General features: G+C 73.3%; 26 protein-coding genes. 5 read left to right on the forward strand and 21 right to left on the reverse strand.

Annotated elements, in window-relative coordinates; translation table 11 throughout:
• Nucleotides 1-100: 100 nt before the first annotated feature.
• Nucleotides 101-814 (forward strand): HWE histidine kinase domain-containing protein, encoded by a 714-nt coding sequence (locus MFF56_RS16020; RefSeq protein WP_066927897.1) that lies wholly within the window; start codon nucleotides 101-103, stop codon nucleotides 812-814.
• A 6-nt stretch (nucleotides 815-820) separates the two neighbouring features.
• Here MFF56_RS16020 and MFF56_RS16025 read toward each other — a convergent pair whose 3' ends face one another.
• The 6 genes from MFF56_RS16025 to MFF56_RS16050 all read right to left on the reverse strand — a co-directional run bounded on the left by MFF56_RS16025 (nucleotide 821) and on the right by MFF56_RS16050 (nucleotide 6,834).
• Nucleotides 821-1,201: a response regulator gene (locus tag MFF56_RS16025; RefSeq protein WP_066927900.1), complete on the reverse strand. Its 381-nt coding sequence runs from the start codon at nucleotides 1,199-1,201 to the stop codon at nucleotides 821-823.
• Complete coding sequence (locus MFF56_RS16030) at nucleotides 1,198-3,390, reverse strand: PAS domain-containing HWE histidine kinase family protein (protein ID WP_238230377.1); 2,193 nt, start codon at nucleotides 3,388-3,390, stop codon at nucleotides 1,198-1,200. Before MFF56_RS16030 ends, MFF56_RS16025 begins: the two co-directional genes overlap by 4 nt.
• A 95-nt stretch (nucleotides 3,391-3,485) precedes the next feature.
• The gene (locus tag MFF56_RS16035) at nucleotides 3,486-4,019 is read right to left on the reverse strand and encodes a cupin domain-containing protein (RefSeq protein ID WP_066927905.1); all 534 of its coding nucleotides are present in this window, start codon (nucleotides 4,017-4,019) and stop codon (nucleotides 3,486-3,488) included.
• 167 nt (nucleotides 4,020-4,186) lie between these two features.
• On the reverse strand, nucleotides 4,187-5,080 hold the full coding sequence (locus MFF56_RS16040) for an NAD(+)/NADH kinase (RefSeq protein ID WP_066927907.1): 894 nt from the start codon (nucleotides 5,078-5,080) through the stop codon (nucleotides 4,187-4,189).
• A 10-nt stretch (nucleotides 5,081-5,090) separates the two neighbouring features.
• Nucleotides 5,091-6,077: an SPFH domain-containing protein gene (locus tag MFF56_RS16045; RefSeq protein ID WP_066927909.1), complete on the reverse strand. Its 987-nt coding sequence runs from the start codon at nucleotides 6,075-6,077 to the stop codon at nucleotides 5,091-5,093.
• A 19-nt stretch (nucleotides 6,078-6,096) separates the two neighbouring features.
• Complete coding sequence (locus tag MFF56_RS16050; RefSeq protein ID WP_066927911.1) at nucleotides 6,097-6,834, reverse strand: NUDIX hydrolase; 738 nt, start codon at nucleotides 6,832-6,834, stop codon at nucleotides 6,097-6,099.
• Nucleotides 6,835-6,884: 50 nt separating this feature from the next.
• On the opposite strand from MFF56_RS16050, the gene MFF56_RS16055 reads away from it, so the two are divergent.
• A complete protein-coding gene (locus MFF56_RS16055) occupies nucleotides 6,885-7,112 on the forward strand; it encodes a hypothetical protein (protein WP_156454064.1) in 228 nt (75 codons plus the stop codon).
• A gap of 561 nt (nucleotides 7,113-7,673) precedes the next feature.
• On the opposite strand, the gene MFF56_RS16060 is transcribed toward MFF56_RS16055, so the two are convergent.
• The 6 genes from MFF56_RS16060 to katG all read right to left on the reverse strand — a co-directional run bounded on the left by MFF56_RS16060 (nucleotide 7,674) and on the right by katG (nucleotide 13,531).
• Complete coding sequence (locus tag MFF56_RS16060; protein WP_238230379.1) at nucleotides 7,674-8,024, reverse strand: CsbD family protein; 351 nt, start codon at nucleotides 8,022-8,024, stop codon at nucleotides 7,674-7,676.
• Nucleotides 8,025-8,099: 75 nt separating this feature from the next.
• Nucleotides 8,100-8,303 carry a CsbD family protein gene (locus MFF56_RS16065; RefSeq protein ID WP_066922571.1) on the reverse strand — a complete coding sequence of 68 codons (204 nt, stop codon included), beginning with the start codon at nucleotides 8,301-8,303 and terminating at the stop codon, nucleotides 8,100-8,102.
• Between the two features lie 91 nt (nucleotides 8,304-8,394).
• Nucleotides 8,395-9,318 (reverse strand): PhnA-like protein, encoded by a 924-nt coding sequence (locus MFF56_RS16070; RefSeq protein WP_066922569.1) that lies wholly within the window; start codon nucleotides 9,316-9,318, stop codon nucleotides 8,395-8,397.
• Between the two features lie 62 nt (nucleotides 9,319-9,380).
• Nucleotides 9,381-9,887, reverse strand: a complete 507-nt coding sequence (locus tag MFF56_RS16075) for a CsbD family protein (protein ID WP_238230381.1) — start codon at nucleotides 9,885-9,887, stop codon at nucleotides 9,381-9,383.
• Nucleotides 9,888-9,956: 69 nt separating this feature from the next.
• Complete coding sequence (locus MFF56_RS16080; protein ID WP_082772905.1) at nucleotides 9,957-10,115, reverse strand: CsbD family protein; 159 nt, start codon at nucleotides 10,113-10,115, stop codon at nucleotides 9,957-9,959.
• Between the two features lie 1,094 nt (nucleotides 10,116-11,209).
• Nucleotides 11,210-13,531 (reverse strand): catalase/peroxidase HPI, encoded by a 2,322-nt coding sequence (gene katG / locus MFF56_RS16085; RefSeq protein WP_066919760.1) that lies wholly within the window; start codon nucleotides 13,529-13,531, stop codon nucleotides 11,210-11,212.
• Nucleotides 13,532-13,968: 437 nt separating this feature from the next.
• On the opposite strand from katG, the gene rnhA reads away from it, so the two are divergent.
• Nucleotides 13,969-14,625: a ribonuclease HI gene (gene rnhA, locus MFF56_RS16090; protein ID WP_066919758.1), complete on the forward strand. Its 657-nt coding sequence runs from the start codon at nucleotides 13,969-13,971 to the stop codon at nucleotides 14,623-14,625.
• 83 nt (nucleotides 14,626-14,708) lie between these two features.
• On the opposite strand, the gene MFF56_RS16095 is transcribed toward rnhA, so the two are convergent.
• Together MFF56_RS16095 and MFF56_RS16100 are read right to left on the reverse strand one after the other, a co-directional pair.
• Nucleotides 14,709-15,212: a phosphatase PAP2 family protein gene (locus tag MFF56_RS16095; RefSeq protein ID WP_238230383.1), complete on the reverse strand. Its 504-nt coding sequence runs from the start codon at nucleotides 15,210-15,212 to the stop codon at nucleotides 14,709-14,711.
• Nucleotides 15,213-15,487: 275 nt separating this feature from the next.
• Complete coding sequence (locus MFF56_RS16100) at nucleotides 15,488-15,985, reverse strand: DUF427 domain-containing protein (RefSeq protein ID WP_066919754.1); 498 nt, start codon at nucleotides 15,983-15,985, stop codon at nucleotides 15,488-15,490.
• A 129-nt stretch (nucleotides 15,986-16,114) separates the two neighbouring features.
• Between MFF56_RS16100 and MFF56_RS16105 the strand changes: the two genes are divergently transcribed.
• Nucleotides 16,115-16,303: a hypothetical protein gene (locus MFF56_RS16105; RefSeq protein ID WP_066919753.1), complete on the forward strand. Its 189-nt coding sequence runs from the start codon at nucleotides 16,115-16,117 to the stop codon at nucleotides 16,301-16,303.
• A gap of 164 nt (nucleotides 16,304-16,467) precedes the next feature.
• Here the strand turns inward: MFF56_RS16105 and MFF56_RS32125 are convergent, their stop codons facing one another.
• The 5 genes from MFF56_RS32125 to MFF56_RS16125 all read right to left on the reverse strand — a co-directional run bounded on the left by MFF56_RS32125 (nucleotide 16,468) and on the right by MFF56_RS16125 (nucleotide 19,446).
• Complete coding sequence (locus MFF56_RS32125) at nucleotides 16,468-16,596, reverse strand: hypothetical protein (RefSeq protein ID WP_280949059.1); 129 nt, start codon at nucleotides 16,594-16,596, stop codon at nucleotides 16,468-16,470.
• Nucleotides 16,597-16,738: 142 nt separating this feature from the next.
• Nucleotides 16,739-16,969 carry a hypothetical protein gene (locus tag MFF56_RS16110; protein ID WP_066919751.1) on the reverse strand — a complete coding sequence of 77 codons (231 nt, stop codon included), beginning with the start codon at nucleotides 16,967-16,969 and terminating at the stop codon, nucleotides 16,739-16,741.
• Between the two features lie 116 nt (nucleotides 16,970-17,085).
• Nucleotides 17,086-17,526 carry an acyltransferase gene (locus tag MFF56_RS32305; RefSeq protein WP_066919749.1) on the reverse strand — a complete coding sequence of 147 codons (441 nt, stop codon included), beginning with the start codon at nucleotides 17,524-17,526 and terminating at the stop codon, nucleotides 17,086-17,088.
• A gap of 632 nt (nucleotides 17,527-18,158) precedes the next feature.
• Nucleotides 18,159-18,803: a hypothetical protein gene (locus MFF56_RS16120; RefSeq protein ID WP_066919747.1), complete on the reverse strand. Its 645-nt coding sequence runs from the start codon at nucleotides 18,801-18,803 to the stop codon at nucleotides 18,159-18,161.
• A gap of 10 nt (nucleotides 18,804-18,813) precedes the next feature.
• Nucleotides 18,814-19,446: a glycosyltransferase family 29 protein gene (locus tag MFF56_RS16125; RefSeq protein ID WP_066919745.1), complete on the reverse strand. Its 633-nt coding sequence runs from the start codon at nucleotides 19,444-19,446 to the stop codon at nucleotides 18,814-18,816.
• Between the two features lie 147 nt (nucleotides 19,447-19,593).
• On the opposite strand from MFF56_RS16125, the gene MFF56_RS16130 reads away from it, so the two are divergent.
• Nucleotides 19,594-20,547 (forward strand): glycosyltransferase family protein, encoded by a 954-nt coding sequence (locus MFF56_RS16130; RefSeq protein WP_066919762.1) that lies wholly within the window; start codon nucleotides 19,594-19,596, stop codon nucleotides 20,545-20,547.
• A gap of 67 nt (nucleotides 20,548-20,614) precedes the next feature.
• On the opposite strand, the gene MFF56_RS16135 is transcribed toward MFF56_RS16130, so the two are convergent.
• Together MFF56_RS16135 and MFF56_RS16140 are read right to left on the reverse strand one after the other, a co-directional pair.
• On the reverse strand, nucleotides 20,615-21,799 hold the full coding sequence (locus MFF56_RS16135; RefSeq protein WP_066919744.1) for a glycosyltransferase family 4 protein: 1,185 nt from the start codon (nucleotides 21,797-21,799) through the stop codon (nucleotides 20,615-20,617).
• Nucleotides 21,799-22,839 (reverse strand): glycosyltransferase family 4 protein, encoded by a 1,041-nt coding sequence (locus MFF56_RS16140; protein WP_066919742.1) that lies wholly within the window; start codon nucleotides 22,837-22,839, stop codon nucleotides 21,799-21,801. Before MFF56_RS16140 ends, MFF56_RS16135 begins: the two co-directional genes overlap by 1 nt.
• Between the last annotated feature and the right edge of the window lie 42 nt (nucleotides 22,840-22,881).

Raw genomic sequence — 22,881 nt, forward strand, 5'->3', positions numbered from 1 at the left:
CGGCGCCGGCGGGCGGCCTCACCGGAGGGCGCTCCCCGCGGCCGCGCACTGAACGCTGCGGGGCCGGACGGATTGATCACAAGGCAGACCGGGACACCGCATGACACACGACGCGCAACCCGACCCCACGGCCGCGCTGGAGGCCGAGCTTGCCGCGCTCAAGGCCGACAACGCGCGCCTGCGGCAACTCCTCGACGCGCGCAACGCGCCGGGCGAGCTGCGCCACCGGCAGCGCAACACGTTCGCGATGCTGCGCATGCTCATCCGTTCCTCGGCCGAGCCGGCGGAGGATCTGGAGACCTACGTCTCGCATCTCGAGGACCGGCTCGACGCGGTGGCGCGCGTGCAGGCCGCCATCGACATCTTCGGGCAGGTCGATCTGGCGGACCTGATCGGGAGCGAGCTCCTGGCCTACACTGTGCACGAGGGCGGACAGGCGACGCTCACGGGACCGGCGGTGCGGCTGCGGCCCGCCGCCGCCCAGACCTTCGTCCTCGCGGTCCACGAACTGACCATCAACGCGATCGAGCACGGCTGCCTCGGCCAGCCGAGCGGATCACTCGAGATCCGCTGGAGCGTCGAGCCCGAGGCGAGTGGGTTGCCGCTGACGCTCATCTGGAAGGAGGCGGGCTGTGCCGGCATCGCCGAGCCCGGCCGCAGCGGCTTCGGCACGGAGGTGCTGACGGAGACGATCCGCTACGAGCTCAAGGCCGCCACGACCCTCGCCTACGAGCCGGACGGCCTGCGTTGCACGATCCGTTTCCCGCTCGCCGAGCGGGTCGGCCGGGTCCTGGAGGATCTCGGCCCGGCCTGAGCCCGGTCAGCCGAACAGGGCCTCGGCGACGCGCGCCGCATCGACCGGCTTGCCGCAGTGCCGGACGGCCCCGTGCCGCGGCGGGATCTCGACCGGATCGTAGCCCGTGGCGAACACGAAGCGGACGCCGCGCTCGGCGAGCGCGTCGGCGACCGGGAAGACCATCTCGCCCTGGAGGTTGACGTCGAGGACGGCCCCGTCGATGCGCGGGGCGCTGCGCACGATGGCGAGCGCGTCCGGCACGTTCGAGGCCGGCCCCAGGACGAGCGCCCCCGCCTGCTCGAAGCACCGCCGCAGCTGCTTCACGATGAAGTAGTCGTCCTCGACCAGCAGGACGGCCCGGCCCGCGAGCGCGGCGGGAGGAGAAGCAGCAGGACAGGCGGTCACTCGTACGTCCCCGTGGCGCCGCGTCCGTCGAGCGGCAGCTCGATCCGGCAGAGCACGCCCCGCGCATCCAGCTCGTAGCGCGTGCGCGCGCCGAGCGCAAAGGGCAGGGCCTCCTCGATCAGCTCGCGCCCGTAGCCGCGATAGGCGCGCCGGTCGGCCCCGTCCGGTATCCCGGTCTCGACCCAGTCCATGACCAGCCAGCGCCGGGACCCGCCGCCCTCGTCCGCGACGCGGGTGTGCCAGCCGACCGCGAGCCTGCCCCGCGCCGTCGAGAGCGCGCCGTGCTTGCGGGCGTTGGTCGCCAGCTCGTGGATGGCGAGCGCCAGCGTCTGCACCGTGGAGCGGCGCAGCACCACGGGCGGCCCGTCGAGGCCGACGGGCCGCTCGCCGATGCCGAGCGCCTGCAGCTCCATGCGCACCAGCGCCTCGAGGGTGATGGGAGACTCGGCCGAGCGGGAGAGCAGGCCCTGGACGCGCGAGAGCGCGGCGAGCCGGTCGTCGAACTGGACCACGAAGGACGCGCCCGGCCCGGTCCGGGCCAGGGTCTCGTGCGCGATGCTGGCGATCACCGCGATCAGGTTGCGGGTGCGGTGCTGCAGCTCGGCGACCATCACCCGCTGCTGCTCCTGCAGGCGCCGCAGCTTGTCGATGTCCGTCGCGGTGCCGAGCCACTCCCGGATCACGCCGCCCGCGTCGCGGACCGGGACGGCCCGGGCCTGGAACCAGCAGTGGCGCCGCTCGTCCGCGCTGTGCAGGCGGTACTCCACGTCGAGTGACCCCCGCCGCGGGGCCTCGGACCAAGCCGCCAGGGCGCGATGCCGGTCGTCCGGATGGATCGGCTCGAGCCATCCCAGGCCGCGGCTCTCCGGCTCCGGCTGCCCGGTATAGGCGGTCCATTGCGGGCTCGCCCAGGTCCACCGCCCGTCGCCCGCCGCGCGCCAGACCAGCTGGGGAACGCCCTCGATCAGCGCGCGCTGGCGCGCCTCGCTCTCGCGCAGGGCCGCCTCGGCGCGGACCCGGCCGGTGATGTCGACGCTGACGGCCAGCATCGCGGCGATCGTGCCGTCGTCCGCGCGCACGGCCGAGACGCTGTTGCGCACCCAGACCTCGTCGCCGTCCGGGCGCAGGTAGCGCTTCTCGATGTCGAAGGCCCTCCCGTCGCGCGCCGCCGCCTCGAACAGGGGCCGGTTGCGCGCGAGGTCGTCCGGATGGGTGATCTCCTGCATGAGCCGCCCGAGCAACCGGTCGCGCGGGCGCCCGACGAGGGCGCAGTAGGTGTCGTTCACCTCCGTGAAGCGGCCGTCGAGGTCGCAGAGGGCGAACCCGGCGCTGGCCTGGGCGAAGACGGCCTTGAGGCGGGCCTCCCCCTCCAGGAGCGCCGCCCGGGTCCGCCGACGCGCGGTGGTGTCGATGGCGGTGCCGATCATCCGGACGCAGCGCCCGCCCTCGAAGACGCCGCGTCCCTTGGCGGAGACCCAGCGCACGACGCCGTCCTCCTTCCCGACGGTGCGGTACGCGACGTCGTAGACGGCGCGCCAGCCGGGGTCGGCCGCGGCCGCGTAGGCGGCCCGCGTGGCGGCGCGGTCGTCCGGGTGCAGGCCCGCGTCGTAGTCGGCCATGGAGACCGGCACGTCCGCCGAGATCCCGAACATGGCCTTCACGCGGGGCGGCCAGAACAGGGTGTCGTTGACGACGTCCACGTCCCAGAGGCCGATTTCGGCCGCCTCGGTGGCGAGGCGGAGCTGTTCCTCGCTCTCGCGCAGCCGCTGCTCCGCCAGCTTCTGCGCGGTGATGTCGAAGCTCACCCCGTTGATGATCCAGGGCCTCTCGCGCTCGGCCCGGCCGCGCCACTGGATCCAGCGCCCGGCGGCCGGGCCGGCGGCCACCTTGACCTGATCGTGGAAATGCTCCGCGGGAGCGATCGCCCGGGTCATCACGGCCTCGAGGAAGGCCGCGCCGTCCGGCTCCATCAGGTCGGCGTAGACCGAGACCGGGTGCGGCCGGTCGGAGAACGCGACGCCCCACAGGCCCTGGAAGACGTCGTCTGCCCGGACCAGGCGCCGGCGCGTATCCCAGCGCCAGGCGCCCATCCCGCCGCCCTCGAGCGCGATGCGGCGCAGCTCCTCGCTCCGCCGCAGGCGGCGGTGAAGCTCGTCCCGGGGGGAGCCGTCGGCCATTCTGTCGGACACCCTTGCTCGGCGCGGGAACCCCGCTCCGGATACTCGGCCACCCCGGACGTTCCGGCCATGGCACCGACGGACGCCTCCGTCCCCGGCCTGCGGGGTCACGGACGCGCGTGGATGGGATCGACCCAGTAGACGGCCTCCGGGCGCTCGGCCGCCGCGACGTCAGGCAGGTTGACGACGACCGCCTCGTTGTCGGAGCGCACCAGCACGCAGTGCAGGGGCTCGTCGGTCGAGGCGTTGATCTCCTGGTGCGGCACGTACGGGGGCACGAAGATGAAGTCGCCCGGCCCCGCCTCGGCCACGTATTCGAGCCGCTCGCCCCAGCGCATGCGCGCCCGCCCCGAGACCACGTAGATCACGCTCTCCAGCGCGCCGTGGTGATGCACCCCGGTCTTGGCGTCGGGCTCGATCGCCACGGTGCCGGCCCAGATCCTCTGCGCGCCGACCCGCGCCGCGTTGACCGCCGCCTGCCGGAACATGCCGGGCGTCTGGGCGGTGTTCGGGTCGAGCCGGTCACCCGGGATCACCCGCACGCCGTCGTGCTTCCAGCGCTCGGCCGGGACGTCCTGCCCGCGGTCGGGCGCGTGCTCATGGTCGTGGTGGTGCGTGTGGCCGTCGCCTGTCTCGTGCATGTCGCGTCCTCCGGCCGCCATCCTCGCACGGCCGCGCGGAGTTCGGAAAATCCGGGGCGACCACGGCCGGCGCCGTTCCCGACCGCAACGCGATCGGACCCGTCCCCGGGCCCGTGTCTCGACACGCTCTCCCTGGCCGGACCGGAGTCCACGTCGAGGAGAGCGCTCTACTGGACCACGAGGTTGAGCCCGCGCGCGGCAGGGCCGAGTTCCACCCGCCGGCCCCAGTCGAAGGCGATGAAGTCCTGCTCGATCCCGTCGGCGAACACCACGCCGCCCTCGTTCATCCGCGAGACCAGCGAGAGCGTGGCCGCGGCGAGCTTGCCCGCCCGCAGCCGGGCCGCCGTGGCCACGCTGGCGAAGGGCTCGCGCACCCAGTAGCCGACCGCGGCTTCCTCGGCTCCGAGCGGGACGCCGAGGCCGGTCGCCTCGCTGATCGAGCGCGCCCAGCCCGTCGCCCCCGTGCCGGACGCGACGATGACCCCGCTCGACGCCTGGTCTTCGGCCGCCTCCCCCGTCTCGATCCGGTAGCGCGCGGACTGGTGGCCGCGATGGCCCACGAAGATCTCGTTGAGCGCCAGGAGCCGCTCGCCCCCGTCGAGCACCGCCTGCACCATGGTGCGCCGCTCGATGCGGGCCGCGCCCGCGACGCTCGCCGGCAGGAGCGCGCCGAGACGCGCGACGGCGATCCGCGCCAGGACGCCGTCGTAGAGGTCGGGCGCCGGGTTGACGCCGATCACCGGCTGCCCGTCAAGGTATTTGGCGACGTTGGCGACCAGCCCGTCCTGCCCGACGGCGACGACGACGTCCTCGGGCGCGAACAGGAACCGGTCGAGGTCGGCGCGGCGCGCCAGCGTCTGGCGCCAGCCCGCCGGCACCGCGGCGCGCGCCTCGGCCAGCACCGCCTGGAAGCGGGCGTGGCGCGCCTCGACCTCGCCGAGCGACTGCCCGCGGCTCTCGAGGAAGAACTTGGCCTGCCCGCGGGTCGCGTGCCGGGCGAGCAGCAGCTCGTAATCCGTGTCGCGGGTGACGAACACGGCGCGCGGGGTGATCGCCGCCATCGTCCGCGCCTCAGCGGGGTGCGGCGAGCGGGGCGGCCGCCCGGCGGACCTCGCCGACGAGGCTCGCCAGAAGGTCCGGCGTCACGTTCACGTGCTCGATCGTCTCCAGCTTGCCTGCCAGCTCGCGCGCCGCCAGCCCGAGCAGGGTCGCCGGGGCGAGGTCGCGGTAGACCGCCACGCGCTGCGCCTCGGCCTCGGCGCGCGCCCCCTCGACGAGGCGGATGCGCCCGGCTTCCGCCGCCGCCTCCAGGCCCCGCGCCTCCGCGAGCGCCGCCGCACGGGCGCGGGCGTTCTCCGCCTCGCGGGCGATGAGCAGCGACTCGCGCTGGGCCAGCTCGGTGCGCGTTGCGAGCTCGTTCTCGGCGATGGCGCGCTCCTTCTCGACCCCCAGCGCCCGCCGGGCGAAGGTCGCCTCGTCTGCCTTCTGCTGCAGCGCCTCGAAGGTCGGCGTCTGCAGGGCGCGCTCCAGCTCGCTCGTCGGCGCGAGGTTGGTCAGCCGGACCGAGACCGGACCGACACCGATCTCGGCGAGCGCCGGAGCCTCCGCAAGGGTCGCCTCGAGGATCAGCCGCAGGGGATCCGGCCCTGCGTCGAGCAGGGCGCGGACCGGGCTCGCGCCGAGGTGGTGCAGCACCGCCTGCCCCGCGATCCCGCTGAGGCGCGCCTCGATCCGCTCGACCGGCTCGCCCCGGAGCTTCCCGGTCCGCAGGTCGATCGAGAAGTCGACGCGGCTCGCCAGCCGCTCGGGATCGACGACGTGCCAGCCGATCGTGCCCTGCACCGCGACGGCCTGGAAATCCCGGCTGCGCCCGCGCACGAACAGGGTCATCTCGCGGTCGTCCATCGGCAGCTCGCTGATGCTCGCCGTCTCCGGGCGGAACCAGAAGACGAGGCCGCGCCCGCTCTGGCGGAGGCGCCCGTTCCGGTATCGGACGACGTGACGGCTCGCCTCGCTCCTCAGCTGGGCGACCGGGCCGATGGTGCGGATGGTGGCCATGGCATTCTCCTCGACGGGATCAGCGGGGCTTGCGGAAGCGATAGAGTTCGGGCGGCCGGAACGAGGTGCCGGCCTCGCGCTCGCCGGTGGGCTCGAGCCAGCCGCGGTCGAGCATCCGGCGGCGGAAGGCGGGCTTGTTGAGCGCGGTGCCGAGGATCGCCTCGTGCACGTCCTGGAGCTGGCGCAGGGTGAAGCGCTCGGGCAGCAGCGCGAAGCCGACCTCCGAATAGTCGAGCTTGCCCCGCAGCCGCAGCATCGCCAGGGCGAGGATGTCGGCGTGGTCGAAGGCCAGCCGCAGCGGGCCGCTCTCCGCGCTCCCCGCGGGCGGCAGCACCGCGACGGGACCGCCCGCCTCGCCGGCCCACGGCACGTCGATGGGGGCCGGCAGCAAGCCCGCTCCGTTGCGCGCCGCCGCCGCGAAGACGTGCTCCGGCAGCAGCGCGAGATAGGCCACGGAGACGATGCGCATGCGCGGATCGCGGTCGAGCGCGCCGAAGGTGTAGAGCTGCTCCATGTGGAGGCCGGCGAGCCCCGCCTTCTCGCGCAGCACCCGTTCGGCCGCGGCATCGAGCGTCTCGTCGACGCGGACGAAGCCGCCCGGAAGCGCCCAGCATCCGGCCCCGGGCGGCTCGTCCCGCTTCAGGAGCAGCGCGGCGGGGCGACCCTCGAGCAGCCCGAGCAGGACCGCGTCGACCGTCAGGGCGAGGCGTCCGTAGGGGGTCGGGTCGTAGGCGGCGAGAAACGCGTCCTCGTGCATGGCGCCCTCTTATTCGCATCGTGCGAATAACTAAGACGCGTTTTGCATATATGTCAAGGGCGCGCCCGTGCGCCGTCTCGCGCGACCGGCCCGGGCCTGCCCGCCGCGGCGTGCGCGAGGGCCGCTCCAACGGCTACGGACTGGAGGCGCTCTCCCGCAACCGCGACCTTGTGAGGCGCAGGATCGGGCCGGAGCACCAGCTCGTCGTCGGGGCCGATGCCGGCTTCACCGGCGAGACCGTTGTGCGAGCGGTGGCGCCGCGCATCGTCGGCCGCTGAGGCGGCGCCCGGGTGCGGCGCATGACGCGGCGCGAGCCCGCGGCCATCGATGGGCGGCCCGGGGCGCCGGCGTCTGATGGGGGAAGGGGCTTGGCGAGGCGCACGGGGCGCCCATGACCGGCGGGTACGACGAGCGCTGCGCGGCCGACCTCGCCGCCCTGGCCCGGGCGGCATCCGCCGACGGGGCGCGCGACCTTGCCGCCCTCGTCCTCGATCCCGGCCGCGCCACGGCGGCAGCACAGGGCCGCCCGGCCCGGATGAATGCGATCCTGCGCGGGCGCCGAGACAACGCGCCCTTCCGGCGGATGATCGCCGCGCTCCGCGAGGCGAGGAACCCGCGCCGCCACCGCGTCCACGGCGGGACCGCGGTGGCGATGCCCCCGTCCGTGGAGGCCGTGACGGTCAGGCCCTCCCGCGGGCAGGAACCCGGCGGGCAGGGATCCGGCGGTTCAGTAGGTCCGCCGGGGCGGGCGCCGCCCGTAACGGCGCCCGATATAGGCGATGACCTTCGGCACGATGAACGCCGTCAGGATCTTGCGCAGCATCGACGGTATCTCCTCGTCAGCGGGTGCGGCGGGCGAGCCAGCCGGCCGCGAAGGCGAGCACGGCGAGACCCACGAGCGTGTCGGTGCGGTTGGCGTCGGCGTAGCGGACCGCGCGGCGGCCGTAGGCCGCGCCGCGCCGGCGCGCCTCCTGCGCCAGATCGCGTCCCTCGCGGGCGAGGTGACGCCCGTCCTCGACGAGGTCGTCCGCCCGGTCGCGGGCCCGGCCGTAGGCGTACTGCGCGCCGCCGGCCACTTGGTTCACGGCGCCGCGCACCTGGCGTGCCGGATCGCCCGCGATGCCGCCGAGGGCGGTCTGCGCGCGACCCTTCAGGTGACGGGACGCGCCGCGGATCTGGTCGCGGTTCATGTGGGTCTCCCGTGGGGTTGAACGAGCCTGTCGGAGGCCGGGGCGCCGGTCGGACCCGGCGCCTCCGAGGGGTGGTCAGCGCTTGCCGGTGACCTTGTCGGCGAGGTTCCGGGCGCCGTCCTTCACGTCGCCGACCGTCTTCTGCGCCTCGCCCTTCAGCTCCTGCGCCTTGCCCTCGGCCACGAGCTTGTCGTTGCCGGTGAGGTTGCCGACGCCTTGCTTGACGTTGCCGACAGCCTCGTTGGCCAGACCCTTGATCTTGTCGGTGGTGCTGCTCATCGGGTTGCTCCTCTCTGGTGTCTCGGTGTGGTGGCCGGCGGTGCCGGCCCGGGGACGGCCCCCGCCCGCGGGCGGGGACCGATCTGCGGGATCAGATGCGGCGCGCGTCGTAGGCGCCGAGCAGCGTGGCGGGCTTCGGGGCGCCGAGCCGGCCGCCGAAGAAGGCGGCCGCCGCGCCCAGGATCAGCGCCAGCGCCGCGTAGAACGCGCCCTGGGTCGCGGCCGACTTCGCGGTCAGCGCCGCCGCCTCGGCCTTCTGCTTGGCGGTGGCGACCGCCTGCTCGTACTGCTTCTGGTAATCGTCGATCTGCGCCTTGGCCTGGTCGGGCGCGATGCCCTGCGCCTTGGCCAGCGCGTCGGCGGCCCGGGTCTTGGCCTGCTCCTTCTGGGCCGGGTCGCCGGTCAGCACCGCGCGCACCGCCGCCACGGCGGCGTCGCGGGCCGCCTGCGGGTCCTGCCCGGCCGCCTGCTGGCGCACCGTCTGCTCGATGCCGTCGAGCGGGTTGGAGACCTTCGCGAGCGAGGGCGCCGCGGCCTGGGCGGCCGTCTGCAAGGTCCCGCCCACGAGGTTGCCGGCGCCGCCCAGCGCGCCCGAGACAGTGCCGAGGGTGCCGCCGACCAAGCCGGTGGCGGCCGAGGTGAGCAGGTAGAGCACCACCAGCGTGGTCACCGCCCAGGAGACGAGCCCGTGCAGCGCGGCCGCGCCCGGCAGGGGCTTGCCCGAGAGGCGGCCCGCGATGGCCCCGCCGACGAGCGAGGCGACGATGCCCGAGGCGACGAACCAGAGCCCCGCGCCCAGCGAGACGGTGGAGGCGGCCGGGTTGTCGGCGGCCGTGGGGCCGACCGAGGCGAGCCCGACGCCCACGCCCACGAGATTCACGACGACCTGCGTCACCAGCGCGGTGACGGCGCCCGCGAAGATCGCCCCCCAGGATACCTCGTTGAGAAGGACGGCGCGCGTGTCGGCATGCGCCGCAGCGGTGGCCAGGGGGGCTGTGGTGGTCTGGATGGTCACACTTTCACTCCGGTGGGTTGCTGGTTCGTCGTGGAGGCGGTGGAAGCTCAGTCGCGGGATGGTCAGTCGCGGGATGCGTTGACGAGCAGGCCGAGGCCGAAGCCGACGGCGCCCGCGATCAGCAGGGAGGCCAGCGGGTACTCGGCGACCTGATGGCTCACCTCGCGGGTGCCCCGGCGCAGGTAGTGGCCGCCGCGCTCGTAGGCGTCCTCGGCCTCGTCGTAGGCTTCGTCGGCCACCCGGCGCACGGCCCGCTCGGCGCGGACGTAGTGGTCCTCCGCGGCGCCCTGGGCACGGCGGGCGCGATCCGCGACGTCGTCCGAGCCGGCGAGGTTGCCGACCGCGTCGCGGACCTTGCCGCCGAGGTCGCGGACGGTGTCGGCGACGTGCTCGGCCGCGTCGTGCACGGCGTCCTTGGCCTGTCCGTAGAGGTTCTCGGCCCGGCCGCCCGCCTCGCGCAGGCGGCCCTCGACCGAATCCTGCCTCGAGCCGGTCAGGTCGCCGGCCGCGCCCTGCACCTTGCCGCCGAGTTCCTTGGCGGCACCCGTGATGCGATTCGTGTCGATCATGTCGTTCTCCTGTGTTCCTGTCGCGTGAGGACGCGTTTGCTGGACGGGAAGGCGCCCGACGGTGCCGCATCAGCGGCCGCGCACCGCGCCCGCTCCGCGCGGCGGAGCCTCCCGCTTCTGACGCCGGCCCTCGGCCTCGACCCGGGCATCCCCGATGAGCTTGCCGATGGCCTCCTTCACCGAGCCCTTGAGCTGCTCGGCGGACGCTGAAGTCTTGTCGTCGGTCATGGGCACCTCGTCGTGCGTGAGAAGACCCTGGACCTTCAGGCAGATGTGGGCCTGTTCAGTGCGTTCAATGATGCATTCGTACCAGTAGAATAGGATTCATTCATCGGACGTGCGGCTCGACATCCGCTCTTACCACCGGGCCCGGCGCCCTCTTGGAAGCCGGGCGCGTCGATGGAGGCGGCACCCTGCGTGGCGAGGGCGGCCGCGTCGGCGCAGGCGATGGACTGTCGGGGCTGATGCCGATCGATGTCCGCCGTCACGGTTCGCAGCGCTCCCTCGTCCGCTCCGCTGCCCGGTCGGCAGCGGTGCACAAACGGATTGCGCCCAAGCCGGTTCCACCCGATCTCACGCATTCACTGGTATAGGTGCATTATTGACGCAAACGTTATCGACCAGGGACCGGCCCGGCGCAGACGTTGCGCGCGCCTGCAGGATCTTCGTGCGCGATCCCGGCCACGAGCGCGGAGGCAGATCTGGATACGATTGGCATGCCATCGACCAAGGCACGAAGGCGGCGCGCGCAACCTTGGAAACGGGCCGCCCGCCCCAGGACCGACCGCGTAAATACTATCTCGAAGTTGTATTTTGTAGCCAGTCTTCGCGGTACGCGCGTGCGATCGACGCATCAGCGGAAGCCCTGCTGGCGTAGCGGCGCCCTCTGTCGGCGGGCCTCGGCGGGGCTTCGACCCTGAAGATCCCGCGCCTGCGGCGGCACGAACGGCGGAGCGGGGCCGGCGAGGCCCGCGCCCGGAAAAAGGCCGGATACCGGTACGCCCGTCTCATCACACCGGAGCGGCCCGGCTCCACATAGGCCTCGTCGGCCGCGCGGGATGTCCGCGGCCCGCACGTTTCCGAGGTTGTGCCGGGCCTTTCGCCCGATCAGGGCTCGGCACGGCCGCGAGGCCGGGCGCATGTGTCACTCCGGGCACGCGTCCGGCCCGTTGCCCTCTCGTCGCCGGTCCGCCGCGGCGCGACGCGGCCCTGATCGCCAAGGCCGGCCGGAGGCGCGGAGCAGGTCCCACGGATAGGTCGTGGCGAACCCGTCGCCCGGTCGGGCGGCGGGTCCATCACGCGAAGCGTCCCGCCGGCGGCGGTCAGGCCGCCATGGCGCCGTAGCGCCGGTGGCCCTTCACGTCGAAGCGGTCGAGCATCATCACCTTGTCCCACACCTTGACGAAGTCCGCCACGAAGCGGCCGTGGCCGTCGCTTCCCGCGTAGGCGTCGGCGATCGAGCGGAGCTGGGCGTTCGCCCCGAAGACGAGATCGCTGCGCGTCGCCTCGAACCGCGTCGCCCCGCTCGCGCGGTCCTTCAGCACGAACGCCATCCCGTCGGCGTCGGCCTTCTCCCAGACGAGGTCCGTGTCGGTCAGGTTGCGGAAGAAGTCGTTCGTCAGCACCCCGACCCGGTCCGTGAAGACGCCCCGGTTCGACCCGTCGTGGTTGACGTTGAGCGCGCGCAGACCTCCGGTCAGGACGGCCCATTCCGGCGCGGTCAGCGTCATCAGGTTGGCCTTGTCGAGGAACAGCTCCTCCGGGGAGACCTGGCGCGTGATCTGCGCGAACTCGTCGTCCACGTAGTTGCGGAAGCCGTCCACGACGGGCTTGAGCCACCGGAACATCTCGATGTCCGTCAGCTCCTGCGTGGTGTCGACGCGGCCGGGGGTGAACGGTACCGCGACGTCGATGCCGGCATCCCGGGCGGCGGTCTCGACCGCGCTGCAGCCGCCGAGCACGATGAGGTCGGCCAGCGAGATCCGCTTCCCGTCGTCCCGCCCGTCGTTGAACGCCGTCATGACGCCGCGCAACGCCTCGACGACCGGCACGGCGCGGCGGTTGACCGCCCAGTCCTTCTGCGGCGCGAGGGCGAGGCGGCCGCCGTTGGCGCCGCCGCGCTTGTCGCTGTCGCGGTAGGTCGCCGCCGCCGAGAACGCCGTGAAGGCGAGGTCCGAGACCGTGAGCCCCGTGGCGGCGATCGCCCGCTTCAGCGCCGCGACCTCCGCCTCGCCGACGAGTTCGTAGTCGCGCTCGGGCAGCGGATCCTGCCACAGCAGGCCGTCCTCGATCACCGCCTCCGGGCCGAGGTAGCGGTGCTTAGGCCCCATGTCGCGGTGGGTGAGCTTGTACCAGGCCTTCGAGAAGGCCTGCGTGAAGGCGTCGAAGTCGGCGAGGAACTTCTCGCAGACCCTGCGGTAATCCGGATCGACCTTGAGGGCGATGTCGGAGGTCATCATCATCAGGTCGTGCATCTGCCCGGGCACGTGCGCGTCGGGCGTCTTGGGGGCGCCCGCGTCCTTCGGCTTCCACTGCAGCGCCCCCGCGGGGCTCCGCGTCTGTTCCCAGTCGAACCGGAAGAGGTTTTCCAGATAGGCGTTGTCCCACCGGGTCGGATCCGGCGTCCAGCTGCCCTCGATGCCGTTCGTCATCGTGTCCCGCCCGGCGCCGGTCCCCCTCGGGTTGTGCCAGCCGAGGCCCATCGCCTCCATCGGCGCCATCTCGGGCGGCGGCCCGATCTCCTTGGCCGGGACCATGCCGTGGCTCTTGCCGAAGGCGTGGCCGCCCGCGATCAGCGCGACCGTCTCCTCGTCGTTCATCGCCATGCGGGTGAAGGTGATCCGGATGTCGCGCGCCGAGGCCAGCGGGTCGCCGCTGGCGTAGGGGCCCTCCGGGTTGACGTAGATCAGCGCCTGGTGGGAGGCGGCGAGCGGGTTCTCGAGGTCGTAGTCGGCGTCGCCGTTCCGGCCCCGCCAGCGCTTGTCGCGGTTGACCATGTCGTCGAAGCTCGAGACCTCGCCCATGTCCACGACCTCGGGGCCCCAGTAGGTGGCGTTGTCCGCCTCCCAGGCGTCGAGCCGGCCGCCGGCGAAGCCGTAGGTCGGCAGGCCCATGATCTCCAGGGCGCAGTTTCCGGTCAGGACCATGAGGTCGGCCCAGGACAGGGCGTTGCCGTACTTGTGCTTGATCGGCTGCAGGAGCCGGCGCGACTTGTCGGTGTTGCCGTTGTCCCACCAGCTCGAGATCGGCGCGAAGCGCTGCATGCCGGTGCCGGCGCCCCCGCGGCCGTCCGCGATGCGGTAGGTGCCCGCCGCGTGCCAGGCCATGCGGATCATCTGCGGGCCGTAATTGTCGTAGTCGGACGGCCACCACGCGACGGACGAGGTCAGGAACTGCTTGATGTCGCGTTTCAGCGCCGCGAAGTCGATCGTCGCGAACGCGGCCGCGTAGTCGAAGTCCGGTCCGAGCGGGTCGGCCGCCAGGCCGTTCTGGTGAAGGAGCTCGACCCTCAGGCGGTGCGGGTACCAGTTCTCCAGGGCCGGGCGGTCGCCGAGCGCACCGCCGATCCGGTCGCCGCCGAACGGACACCGTCCCTCCATCCTGAAGGTCGCGGTATCGGTCTTGTCTGCCGCCATCTCGCTCATGGCTTCCCTCGTTCGATGTGAGTCGCGCCCCGCACGGTGCGCGACCTGCGATGCTTACCCTAGGAGCCCCGACCTATCGGCCCCGGCGCCGATGCGAAATCTGTCCGTCGGCGCCGAAATCAAGGACCGATCCGCGCGCGTGCGGGCGTGGCGGATGCACGCATCCCGGCAGGCGGCATACGGGGCGGCCCCGCACCCGGCGCGGGCGGAGATCCGGCCCCCACACGGCTTCGCGGCGGGATCGACCCGCGACGGAACCGTGAGGCCTGTCCTGGGCGGCACGGACCAGGGGCGCGACCGGGCGCGGGTGGGCGATGCGGTGCCCGGCTCGCCCCTCGGGCGGTGGCGGCCCGGGGCGGGGATACCATCTGTCAGTCAATTTCGGGCATCGATGGCGATCTCCATCGACCATCCCACACGGAAGAGCCGACGCCACGATGCGAACGATCGTTTATGCCGACGGCGGTTGCGACCCGAACCCCGGGCCGGGTGGTTGGGGGGTCGTCATCGCGGCCCCGGACGGCACGGTCGAGCTGTTCGGCGGAGAGCCCGGCACAACGACCAACAACCGCATGGAGTTGACGGCGGCGATCAGGGGCCTCGAGCACTTCCCGGCCGGAGCCGCGATCGAGATGCGGTGCGACAGCCAGTACGTCGTCAAGTCGGTGACCGAGTGGATGCGCGGCTGGAAGGCGAGGGGCTGGCGCACGACGACGGGCGAGGTGAAGAACGTCGATCTGATGAAGCGCCTCGACGTGCTGAACGCGGCGCGCGACGTGAAATGGACCTGGGTCCGGGGTCATGCCGGCGACCCGCTCAATGAGCGCGCCGACGCGCTCGTCCACCGGGGCCGTCGCGAAGCGAAGCTCGGCAAGCTCGAGTCGCGGAACAGCTCCGCCCCTGCCCCTGCCGCCGCACCGGCTCCGCCGGCCCAGGGTGCCGTCCTGCGCGTCGATCTCGCGCTCGGCCTCCAGGTCACCCGGGCCGCGAAGGCGGCGGGCGTCACGCCGGACGCCCTGGTCGACGACGCGATCCGCCTCTACCTCGAACTCGGGGCCGACGCGGTCGCACGCCTGCGATCGGGCCGCGCCTAGCGGACGAGGCCCGAAGGATGGCCGCGCGTCGCGGGCGCGTCGGTCTGGGTCGTGAAGCTCGATCGGACCCCCGCGCCGGCCGGCTACGCGGGGCCGGACGTCCCGGCGCCGGGCCGTCGGCGCGCGAGCCTGTGGGCGGCCGCCTCCGCGGCAACGCCGATCAGAGCACCCGTCAGCACGTCCGCGGGGAAGTGCGCCCCGCGCACGACCTGAGCCGAGACGACGCCGGCCGCGGCGAGATAGGCGGGCCCCCTCAGGTCCGGATAGGCGCGAGCGGCGGCACGGGCGACGGCCGCGCTCAGGGCGGAATGCCCCGAGGGAAAGGACTGCCACGGTCCCACGCCCGTCCCCCGCAACCCGCGCGCGTAGACTCCCTCGTCCATGAGGACGTTCGGGCGGGTCCGGTGCACCGCCCGCTTCAGGCTCGTCTTCACGATGCCGGCCAGGATGCCGGCCTGCAGCATGTGCCGGCCCGCCTCGGCGAGCCGGCGATCGCGCGCCACCATGCCCCAGGCCAGGGTGCCGGCGGAGAGAGCCAGCAGGGATTGCCAGCTTCCGACCTCGCTCGCTCGTGCGAGCGCGCGCACGGCGGGATGATCCTTCGCGCGCGCAAGCTTGAGTCCGGCCGCGACGTCGGCTGCCTCGACGCGATTGGCCGGCCCGGCAGCCGTGGCGTAGGGTGATCGGATGGGAGGTCGCGCAAGCATGGCCCTAAACGCGCGCCGTCGGCAATCGTTCGTCCCCGCCCACGCATGAGCGCGGCCGGCGCTGATGCGGCCGCTCGTGCCGGCCGCCGAGGACCGCGCTCGCATCGCGCGAGGCGCGCCCGGGACTTCCCAGCCCGGCCGGTCGGGACGGTCCCTCACCACCCCATCGTGCCGGGCTCGCCCTTGAATGGCCCGACGATCCGCCCTGTGACCCAGCCGCCGTAGAAGCCGCCCGGCTGCGGGATGACGGGCTCCTCGCCGACGAAGCAGGCATCCATCGGGCCGGCGTAGAAGGCGACGTGGTCGGCGAGCGCCGCGAAGCGCTCGGTCGGCTTCGGATAGGCCCACGCGACCCGCTCGGCACGCCGCTGCGGCCCGACGACATCGAAGTAGGCCGCCCGCCCCTTCCATTCACAGACGCTGCCGCCGCCCGCTGATGCGAGCGCACCGGGGAGGATGTCGCCCGGCGGCAGGTAGTAGGTCGGCGGGTGGCTCGTCTCGAGCACGCGCCAGCCCCGCACCGTATCGGCGATGGTCACGCCCTCGAAGATCACCCGGAGGCGTTCGGGCACCGGTTCGAGGCGCGGCGGGCGCGGATAGTCCCACACGCTTTCCTGGCCGGGGCCGACCGGCAAGGGGATGGGTCGCCGCATTCGTCCCCCCTACGGTTCAGCTCGAAACCGCTCGCCAACCGCTCGCCAACCGGTCGGGCGCGCGATCTGCCGGAACGAAGATGCGATGCACGGCTTGGTTCCCGCCGATTATCGCCACGGTGCACCACCATGCTGGACGGATCCGACACCCCGAGGCCCGACGAGACGCCCGAGCCGGCCGGCGATCCGCCGGCGCCGCCCCGGGCACCCGAAAGCGATCCGCCGCCCGGGCCGGCGACACCGCCCGCGAAGGGTGGCCGCTCGGATGCGCTGACGAAGGCCGGCGACGCGGGCGACAAGCTCGGCGACTTCGCCTGATGGCGAGGCCGCCCCCCGCTTCGCAGGGTCGCTTGTCCGGAGTGGACGGCCAGCGGGGCGACCCGTCGCGGCTGCGGCGACGCGCCCGCCCGGGTGCGGGAGGGCGCCGTGTCGGCCCACCATGACCGACGACCACGCCGTCGGGGCGTCACGCCCGGGCGATGTCAGGCCGGTGCCGCTCGCCCCCGCCACAGGCTGCGCAGGGCGCGGAAGGGGAGGAGCGCCAGCTTCAGCACGGCTCGCAGGAGGAGCACGGCGATGACGGTGAGGACCGCGGCCAGGGCATTGATCAACGCGCGCACTCTCTGATGAGCCAAGGGCCAACCCGGCTTCGATGGCTTGCCCACCGGACGATGAGGCGCCCGGAACACGGCGACACTGTGAAGGCGCCCCGGCGATTGCGCCGCGGCGGCATCCGGCCGCATCGCGGCAGGATCAGTCGAGGTCGGGCTCGACCGTGATGGCGGCGAAGTACGCGGCGAGGCGCTTTCCCGCCTCGAAGTCCGCGCAGTCGATGTTCACCTGCGCGGGCCAGACCCGGTCGTCCCGTCGGAGCTGGTGCAGGATGCGCTCGGCCGTGTCGGCGGCCTCGGACTCGGTGTCGCCGGCCACGCGGCACTCGTACCGCTTGCCGGAGATGACGATGGTGAAGGGGGCTGATCGCATGGCCGGAAGATGGTCGGCCGGGCCCGCTTTCGCGCTGTGACAGAAGGCCCGGTCCCGGACTCCGGCCGACGCGGGACGGCGGCGCCTCGGCGGCGGGGAGGCATGTCGTTCGCGCGCTAGAACCGGGCCGGCGTTCGAAGCTCGCAGGGATCCACCCGGGCGGATTGCAGGCTCCTTATTATCCTGGCCGGGGATCCTCCGACCAACGTATCGTCCGGAACGTCCTTCGTGACGACGGACCCGCCGGCGACGATGGCGTTTCGACCGATCGTGACGCCGGGAAGGATCAGGGCTCTCGAACCGATCCAGACACCGTCATGGATGACGATCGGCTTCTGGATACGAACGCGGTAAGGGCCGCTTCGCTCTTCGATCGCGTGCGTATTCGTCTCCAGGCTTACCTCGGACGCGATCTGACAGAATTTCCCTATGGATATCTCGCTCTTGTACGTGGATACCCTGAAATCTCGCCCGATATAGGTGCCCTGTCCGATGGCGATCGACGAGAGGGCGTCATACGACAATGTGTAATCGACTTTTATAGGACCCACTATCATCGCATCTCGTTCGATCCTCACTCCGGAGCACTTGTACAAAAATGCCTTGAGGCCGGAGACGAACGCGCTCCGGGACGCAAGGGAGAAGTGCGATGGGCGGCTCCGTCTCTGGCGAGGGTGATTCTATCCGTCAGGCAATCGAAGCCGGCAGGCTGGCACGCCCCGACCACCGATCAGGCGCCGACGGACCGTCGCCCCGTTCGTCTGCTCTTTGGAAAGCTACGAAACGACCCTCGATTGGCAATTTTTCTTTCGGGCTAGAGCCGTTCCCGATCGCGTTGCAATCGGGAACGGCTCTAGCCTCTCGTATGAACGCGCTCTCTTGTGCCGAACCGGCGTCCACTTCGTCGGAGAGCGCTCTCGGGGGTCCCTGCAAAGTCATGTGACACGGCCCGATCGCCTGCATGACAGTTCAGGTCGCGCCGATGCTCGACCATGGCGCACGCCGTCTCCGTCGACCCGGTGCTAACGGGCCTCGCCGGGGAGGGCTGTCGGGAGCCAGCCCGCTTCCCTCGACCGCAATGGCCGACCCACCGTTCCGGCCGCGGTCGAGCCGGTCCGCCAGCCCGGTCGGACCGGCGCTTGGCGCCGCACCGTCGGAGGCCGGGCGCGATGCGGACGGGCCGCGCCGTTCAGGCGCCGGCCCAGGCCGCGTGGACCGAACCGCGGGCGGTGTCGGGCTTGGCCTCGCCGATGAAGATCACGACCGGTCCGTGGGCGTCGCGCCGGGGATCGTAGAAGTCGAGCAGACCCGGCGCGATCTCCTGGAAGAAGCGCGGGCGCACGCCCTCTCGGCGGAGGAGGTGATCGATCACCACCTGATCGCCGTGCACGGCGTTGGGCACCGGGCCGCAGGAGCCGGCGGTCATCCAGCGCTCGGGCTCGGCCGCGAAGCGCTCATAGAGCCCGGCGAGTTCATCGCCGTCCCAGCGCAGCAGGGCGCTGGAGAGGCGGCCCTCGTGGAAGTAGTCCTCCATCGCCGCGAGGCCGGGCCGGGAGAGGGCGTCGGCCGGGCCGGTGAAGACGGTGTCGAGGTCGCACAGCAGCGTCGTGCCCTCCGAGAGGCCGGGGCGGAACGCTTCCATCTTCGCCCACCAGCCCGGCCAATCGTGGCGCAGGGGCACGCGCTCGACCCCGTCGAGGGCGAGCGGCCCGTCGGTGAGGCAGAGGATCCGCGTGAAGGCCGGGGCGTGGCACCGCACGCCCCGGGCCAGCCGCTCGACCCAGCACGCGTCGTAGCGGCCGCCGCCCTTCAGCACCGTGATCAGTGTGGACATGGGGCGCGGCTCATCCTTCGAGGGGGTGCAGATGCAGGCGCCCGGCGGCGTGCGCCTCGGCGAACCACGCGCGCTCGGCCGCCCATGGGTGGCCGGGCCAACCGTCGAACCCGAAGCCGTAGGCTCGGGCCGGGTCCGCGTCGGCGGCGCGGCCGAGCATCAGCGCCAGCGTCACGAGGAAGCCGGTGCTCGGGTTCGGGCGCCCCCGGGTGCGGGGGCCGAGCAGATGCCGGGCCCGGTCATGGAGCGCCTCCGGCAGGATGTGGATCGGGCGGCCCGAGGGGCGCAGCAGCGCCAGGGCCTCCCGAGTCCAGCAGATCGGCTCGGGACCGTTCTGCGCGGCCGGCAGCATCGGGAAGGGCAGGATGAAGGCCTGCGCCGCGCGGACCACCGGGCGGTCCAGGAAAGACCGGTCCTGCAGCCATTCCCGCATCTGGCCGCCGCGGTTGACCAGGGCGAGATGCGTGACCCGGGAGCCGGTGCGACCGCCGAAGCCCGCAGCGTTGTTGAAGCGCACGACGCACGCCGCCGCGTCGATCGCCTCCGCCGCGCCGGTCTCCGGCGCGTTGCCGACGATGGCCAGGGATGCGGTGGCGGCACAACACGCCGGACCGGCTCGGAAGCGATCGATGTCGGCGGGCACTTGCGTCGGGGGTTTGCGTCGGGGGTTTGCGGGTATCGCTCGAGCAACCGCCAAGGTAAGGCGCCGGTCCGACGCGACCAGAGCCGCGCCGCGAGAGGGCTCTTCGACGTGACGATTCTTCGCCGCTGCTTCGTCTGCGCGGCCGACATGCTCGCGCCGAGCGGGCGGCACCTGATCTTTCCGGGCGGACGTCGGCGCCCGTTCCCGCTCGCGTGCGCGTCCTGCGGCGTTCTGCTCGAACCGGGGGCGAACGCGTCCGACTGCCGCGCGCATCTGGCCGGGGCGCTCGCCGCACGGCGTTTCGTGTCCGACCGGCAAGCGCCGTACGGGCTCGACCTCTACACCCTGCGCATCGCCGCGACCCGGTTCGGGCGCGGGATCCGGCCCATCGACGCGCAGGATCGCGCGGCGCTGATGCATCCCCACGCGGAGCGCGCCGCGCAGGCCGACCTGTACGACCTCGACGCGGCGGACACCTGCGCCGTCTCCCTCGGCCTGCTCTGCCGCCCGGCCGAGCGGGACGCGGTGCTGGCCGCCCTGCCGGCGCACGGCGGCTGGACCGCCGACGTCGCGATCCTGCTCGATGCGGAGGCGGCGCCCCCCCGGTCGGCGGCGGTGCCCGGGTTTCCGGAGGGGGCGGTGCGCGTGGCCGCCCGGCCGCTCGCCGGCGATTTCGCCGCGCAGCGCAACGCGCTCCAGGCGCTCGCCCGCCGTCCCTGGATGCTGCAGCTCGACGCCGACGAGGCGCTCGACCCCGCCGCCGGTCGCCTGCTGCCCGCGCTTGCGGCCATGGCGGAGGCCGGCGCCGTGCGCTCGGTCGGCCTGGCGCGCCGCAACCGCGTCGACGGCGTCCTGTCCGACATGTTTCCCGACGTGCAGTACCGGCTGAACCGCGCGGACGTCGCCTATGCCGGCCGGGTGCACGAGCGGCCCCGCCTCGCGGGCGGCTGGCCCGAGAGCTTCATCGCGCTGCACGGAGCGATCGAGCATCGCCTGCGCCGTGCCCATGTCGAGGCGCGCTCGCACCGCTACGAAACCCTCGACCCCGGCCGCGGGCGCCCGGAGGAGGCGGCGGCGCTGCTTCGGCCCTACCGCGACTGAATCCGGGTTCCGGGGGTCGCGATCCCGCCGGGTCCGGGGCGGAGCCCCGGCGGTCCGGCCAAGCCGGTCAGCGATCGCGCGCGGCCTCGATCGCGGCCCCGTAGAGCGCCAGCGTCTCGCGCCCGAGGCTCCCCCGGTCGAAGCGCCCGGCCGCCGCGAGGGCGCGGGCGCGGTAGGCGCGACGCAGGCCCGGATCGACGAGAAGCGGGCGCAGGGCCTCGGCAAGCGCCGGGCCGGTCGCGGTCCGCGCGAGCGGCCCGGCCCCCGGCGCGCCGACGAAGGCGCGCGCGCTCGCATCCTCGGCGCAGGCCACCACCGGGCGGCCGTAGGCCATGGCCTCCTGGTAGACCAGACCGAAGCTCTCGTAGCGCGAGGGGCTGAGCACCGCGTGGGCGTCCGCGTAGGCCCGCGCCAGCGCCGCCGCGTCGATCCGGCCGCGGGCGCGGATGCGCCGGCGCGCCGATGCGGGCAGGTCCGGAGGTAGATCCCCCGGCGGCACCCCGACGAGGTCGAGGCGGAAGGGCGGCAGATCACCCCGCGCCTGTTCCTCGGCCAGGATCGCGACCGCGTCGAGCAGGACGTCGAAGCCCTTGCGCGCCTCCGCCCGCCCGACGAAGAGCAGGCGCACCGGGGCGTCGGTTTCCGGATAGGCGGCGGCGCGGGCGCCGCGCAGGATCTCCGGCGGCAGGCTGAGGCCGATCACCGCGGAGGGCTGCCGCCCGGAGAGCCGATAGGCCCGCGCGATCGCCGCCCCGTGCGCGGCCGTGTTGGCGATGAGCCCGGCGCTGCCCCGCGCCTGCCGACGCTCCAGCGCGTCGGCCGTGAGCCCGTCGAGGCGGTCGCGCGGGCCGCACACGGCCCCGCGGGTGAGGGCGGCCGGGGTCGAGCTGCGCGTCACCAGGGGCAGGCCGCGGCGGCCCGCGAGCAGCGCCGCGGGCGCGTACCAGTTCGTCGCCTCGATCACCGCGAAGGGCGCCCGCGCGTGGGCGGCCAGCACCGCCCGCCGGAAGGCGAGCGGGGCGGCCAGATGCCCAATCGAGCCCCAGCCGCGCAGGCGCGCCAGCCCGCCGCCGGGCGGCAGGGCGAGGCCTTCGACGGTCACGCCGCCGACGCGCTCCCGCCCGCCGCGGTCGAGGGTGAAGACGGTCACGTCGGCGCCGGATTCCGCGAGGCTCTCGGCGATCTCGCGGGCCGCGCTCGACAGCCCGCTCGGCGCCGGCGGGTAGTCCCAGGCCAGGAGTGCGGTGCGCATCAGGCGGCGAGCAGGCGCCGGTAGATCGCGAGGTAGTCGCGCGCCATGCGCTCGGCGGTGAAGCGCGCCTCGAAGCGGCGCCGCACCAGCCGACGGTCGAGCCGGTCGATCCGGGCGAGCGCCGCGACGGCCTCGGCCTCGGAGGCGACGACGAAGCCCGTCACCCCGTCCTCGACGATCTCGGGGACCGAGCCGCGGTTCCAGGCGACCACCGGCGTGCCGCAGGCCATCGCCTCGATCATCACCAGGCCGAAGGGTTCGGGCCAGTCGATCGGAAACAGCAGCGCCCGGGCGCCCCCCACGAGATCGCCCTTCGCCGCGTCGTCCACGGGCCCCAGATAGTCCGCGCCGGGCCCGAGCAGGGGGCGCACCCGCCGCTCGAAATAGTCCGGGTTGCCGACGTCGATCGTGCCGCCGAGGCGGATCGGCAGGCCGGCGGCGCGGGCGACGCGGATCGCGGTGTCCGGCCGCTTCTGGTCGGTCATCCGGCCGACGAAGGCGACGTGCGCGCCCGGCTCGGCGCGCAGGGCGTAACGGTCCCGGGCGATGCCGTGATGCACGATGCCCGCCCGGTTCGAGGCCGGGATGCCGGCCTCCTGCGCGGCCGAGATCGCCGCGACCGGGAGGTCGGGAAAGCCCGCGAAGAACAGGGCCCGGTCGAGTTCGTCCACGCGCCAGTGCACCGTGGTCAGGCTGCGGCGGCGCCGCGGGCCGAGCAGGGCGGCGTGGGCGAACTCGCCGTGGCAGTGCACGATGTCGAAATCGTCGCGCCGCAGGCGCAGCGCCTCCAGCTGCAGGGCGTCGAGCGCGGCCGGGACCCCGGGTGCGACGCGCCCGTGGCGTCGTTCCAGAGCCGCGAGGCTCAGGTGATCGCCGACCCGCGGCAAGTCTGTCGCACTGTCCGAGGGCGCGAACAGCGTTACGTCAACACCCAAGCTTCGTAGTGCCGAGCTGAGGTCGTGAATGACCCGCTCCGTGCCGCCATGATGCTCTGGGGGCACGGGAAAAATGTTGGGCGCGACCTGGGCGACACGAATCACGATCTTCTCTTTACCTAGGTTAGTTTTTCGGATGCGTGCGAA

This window comes from Methylobacterium hispanicum (assembly GCF_022179285.1).
In the GTDB taxonomy this organism is placed as follows: domain Bacteria; phylum Pseudomonadota; class Alphaproteobacteria; order Rhizobiales; family Beijerinckiaceae; genus Methylobacterium; species Methylobacterium hispanicum.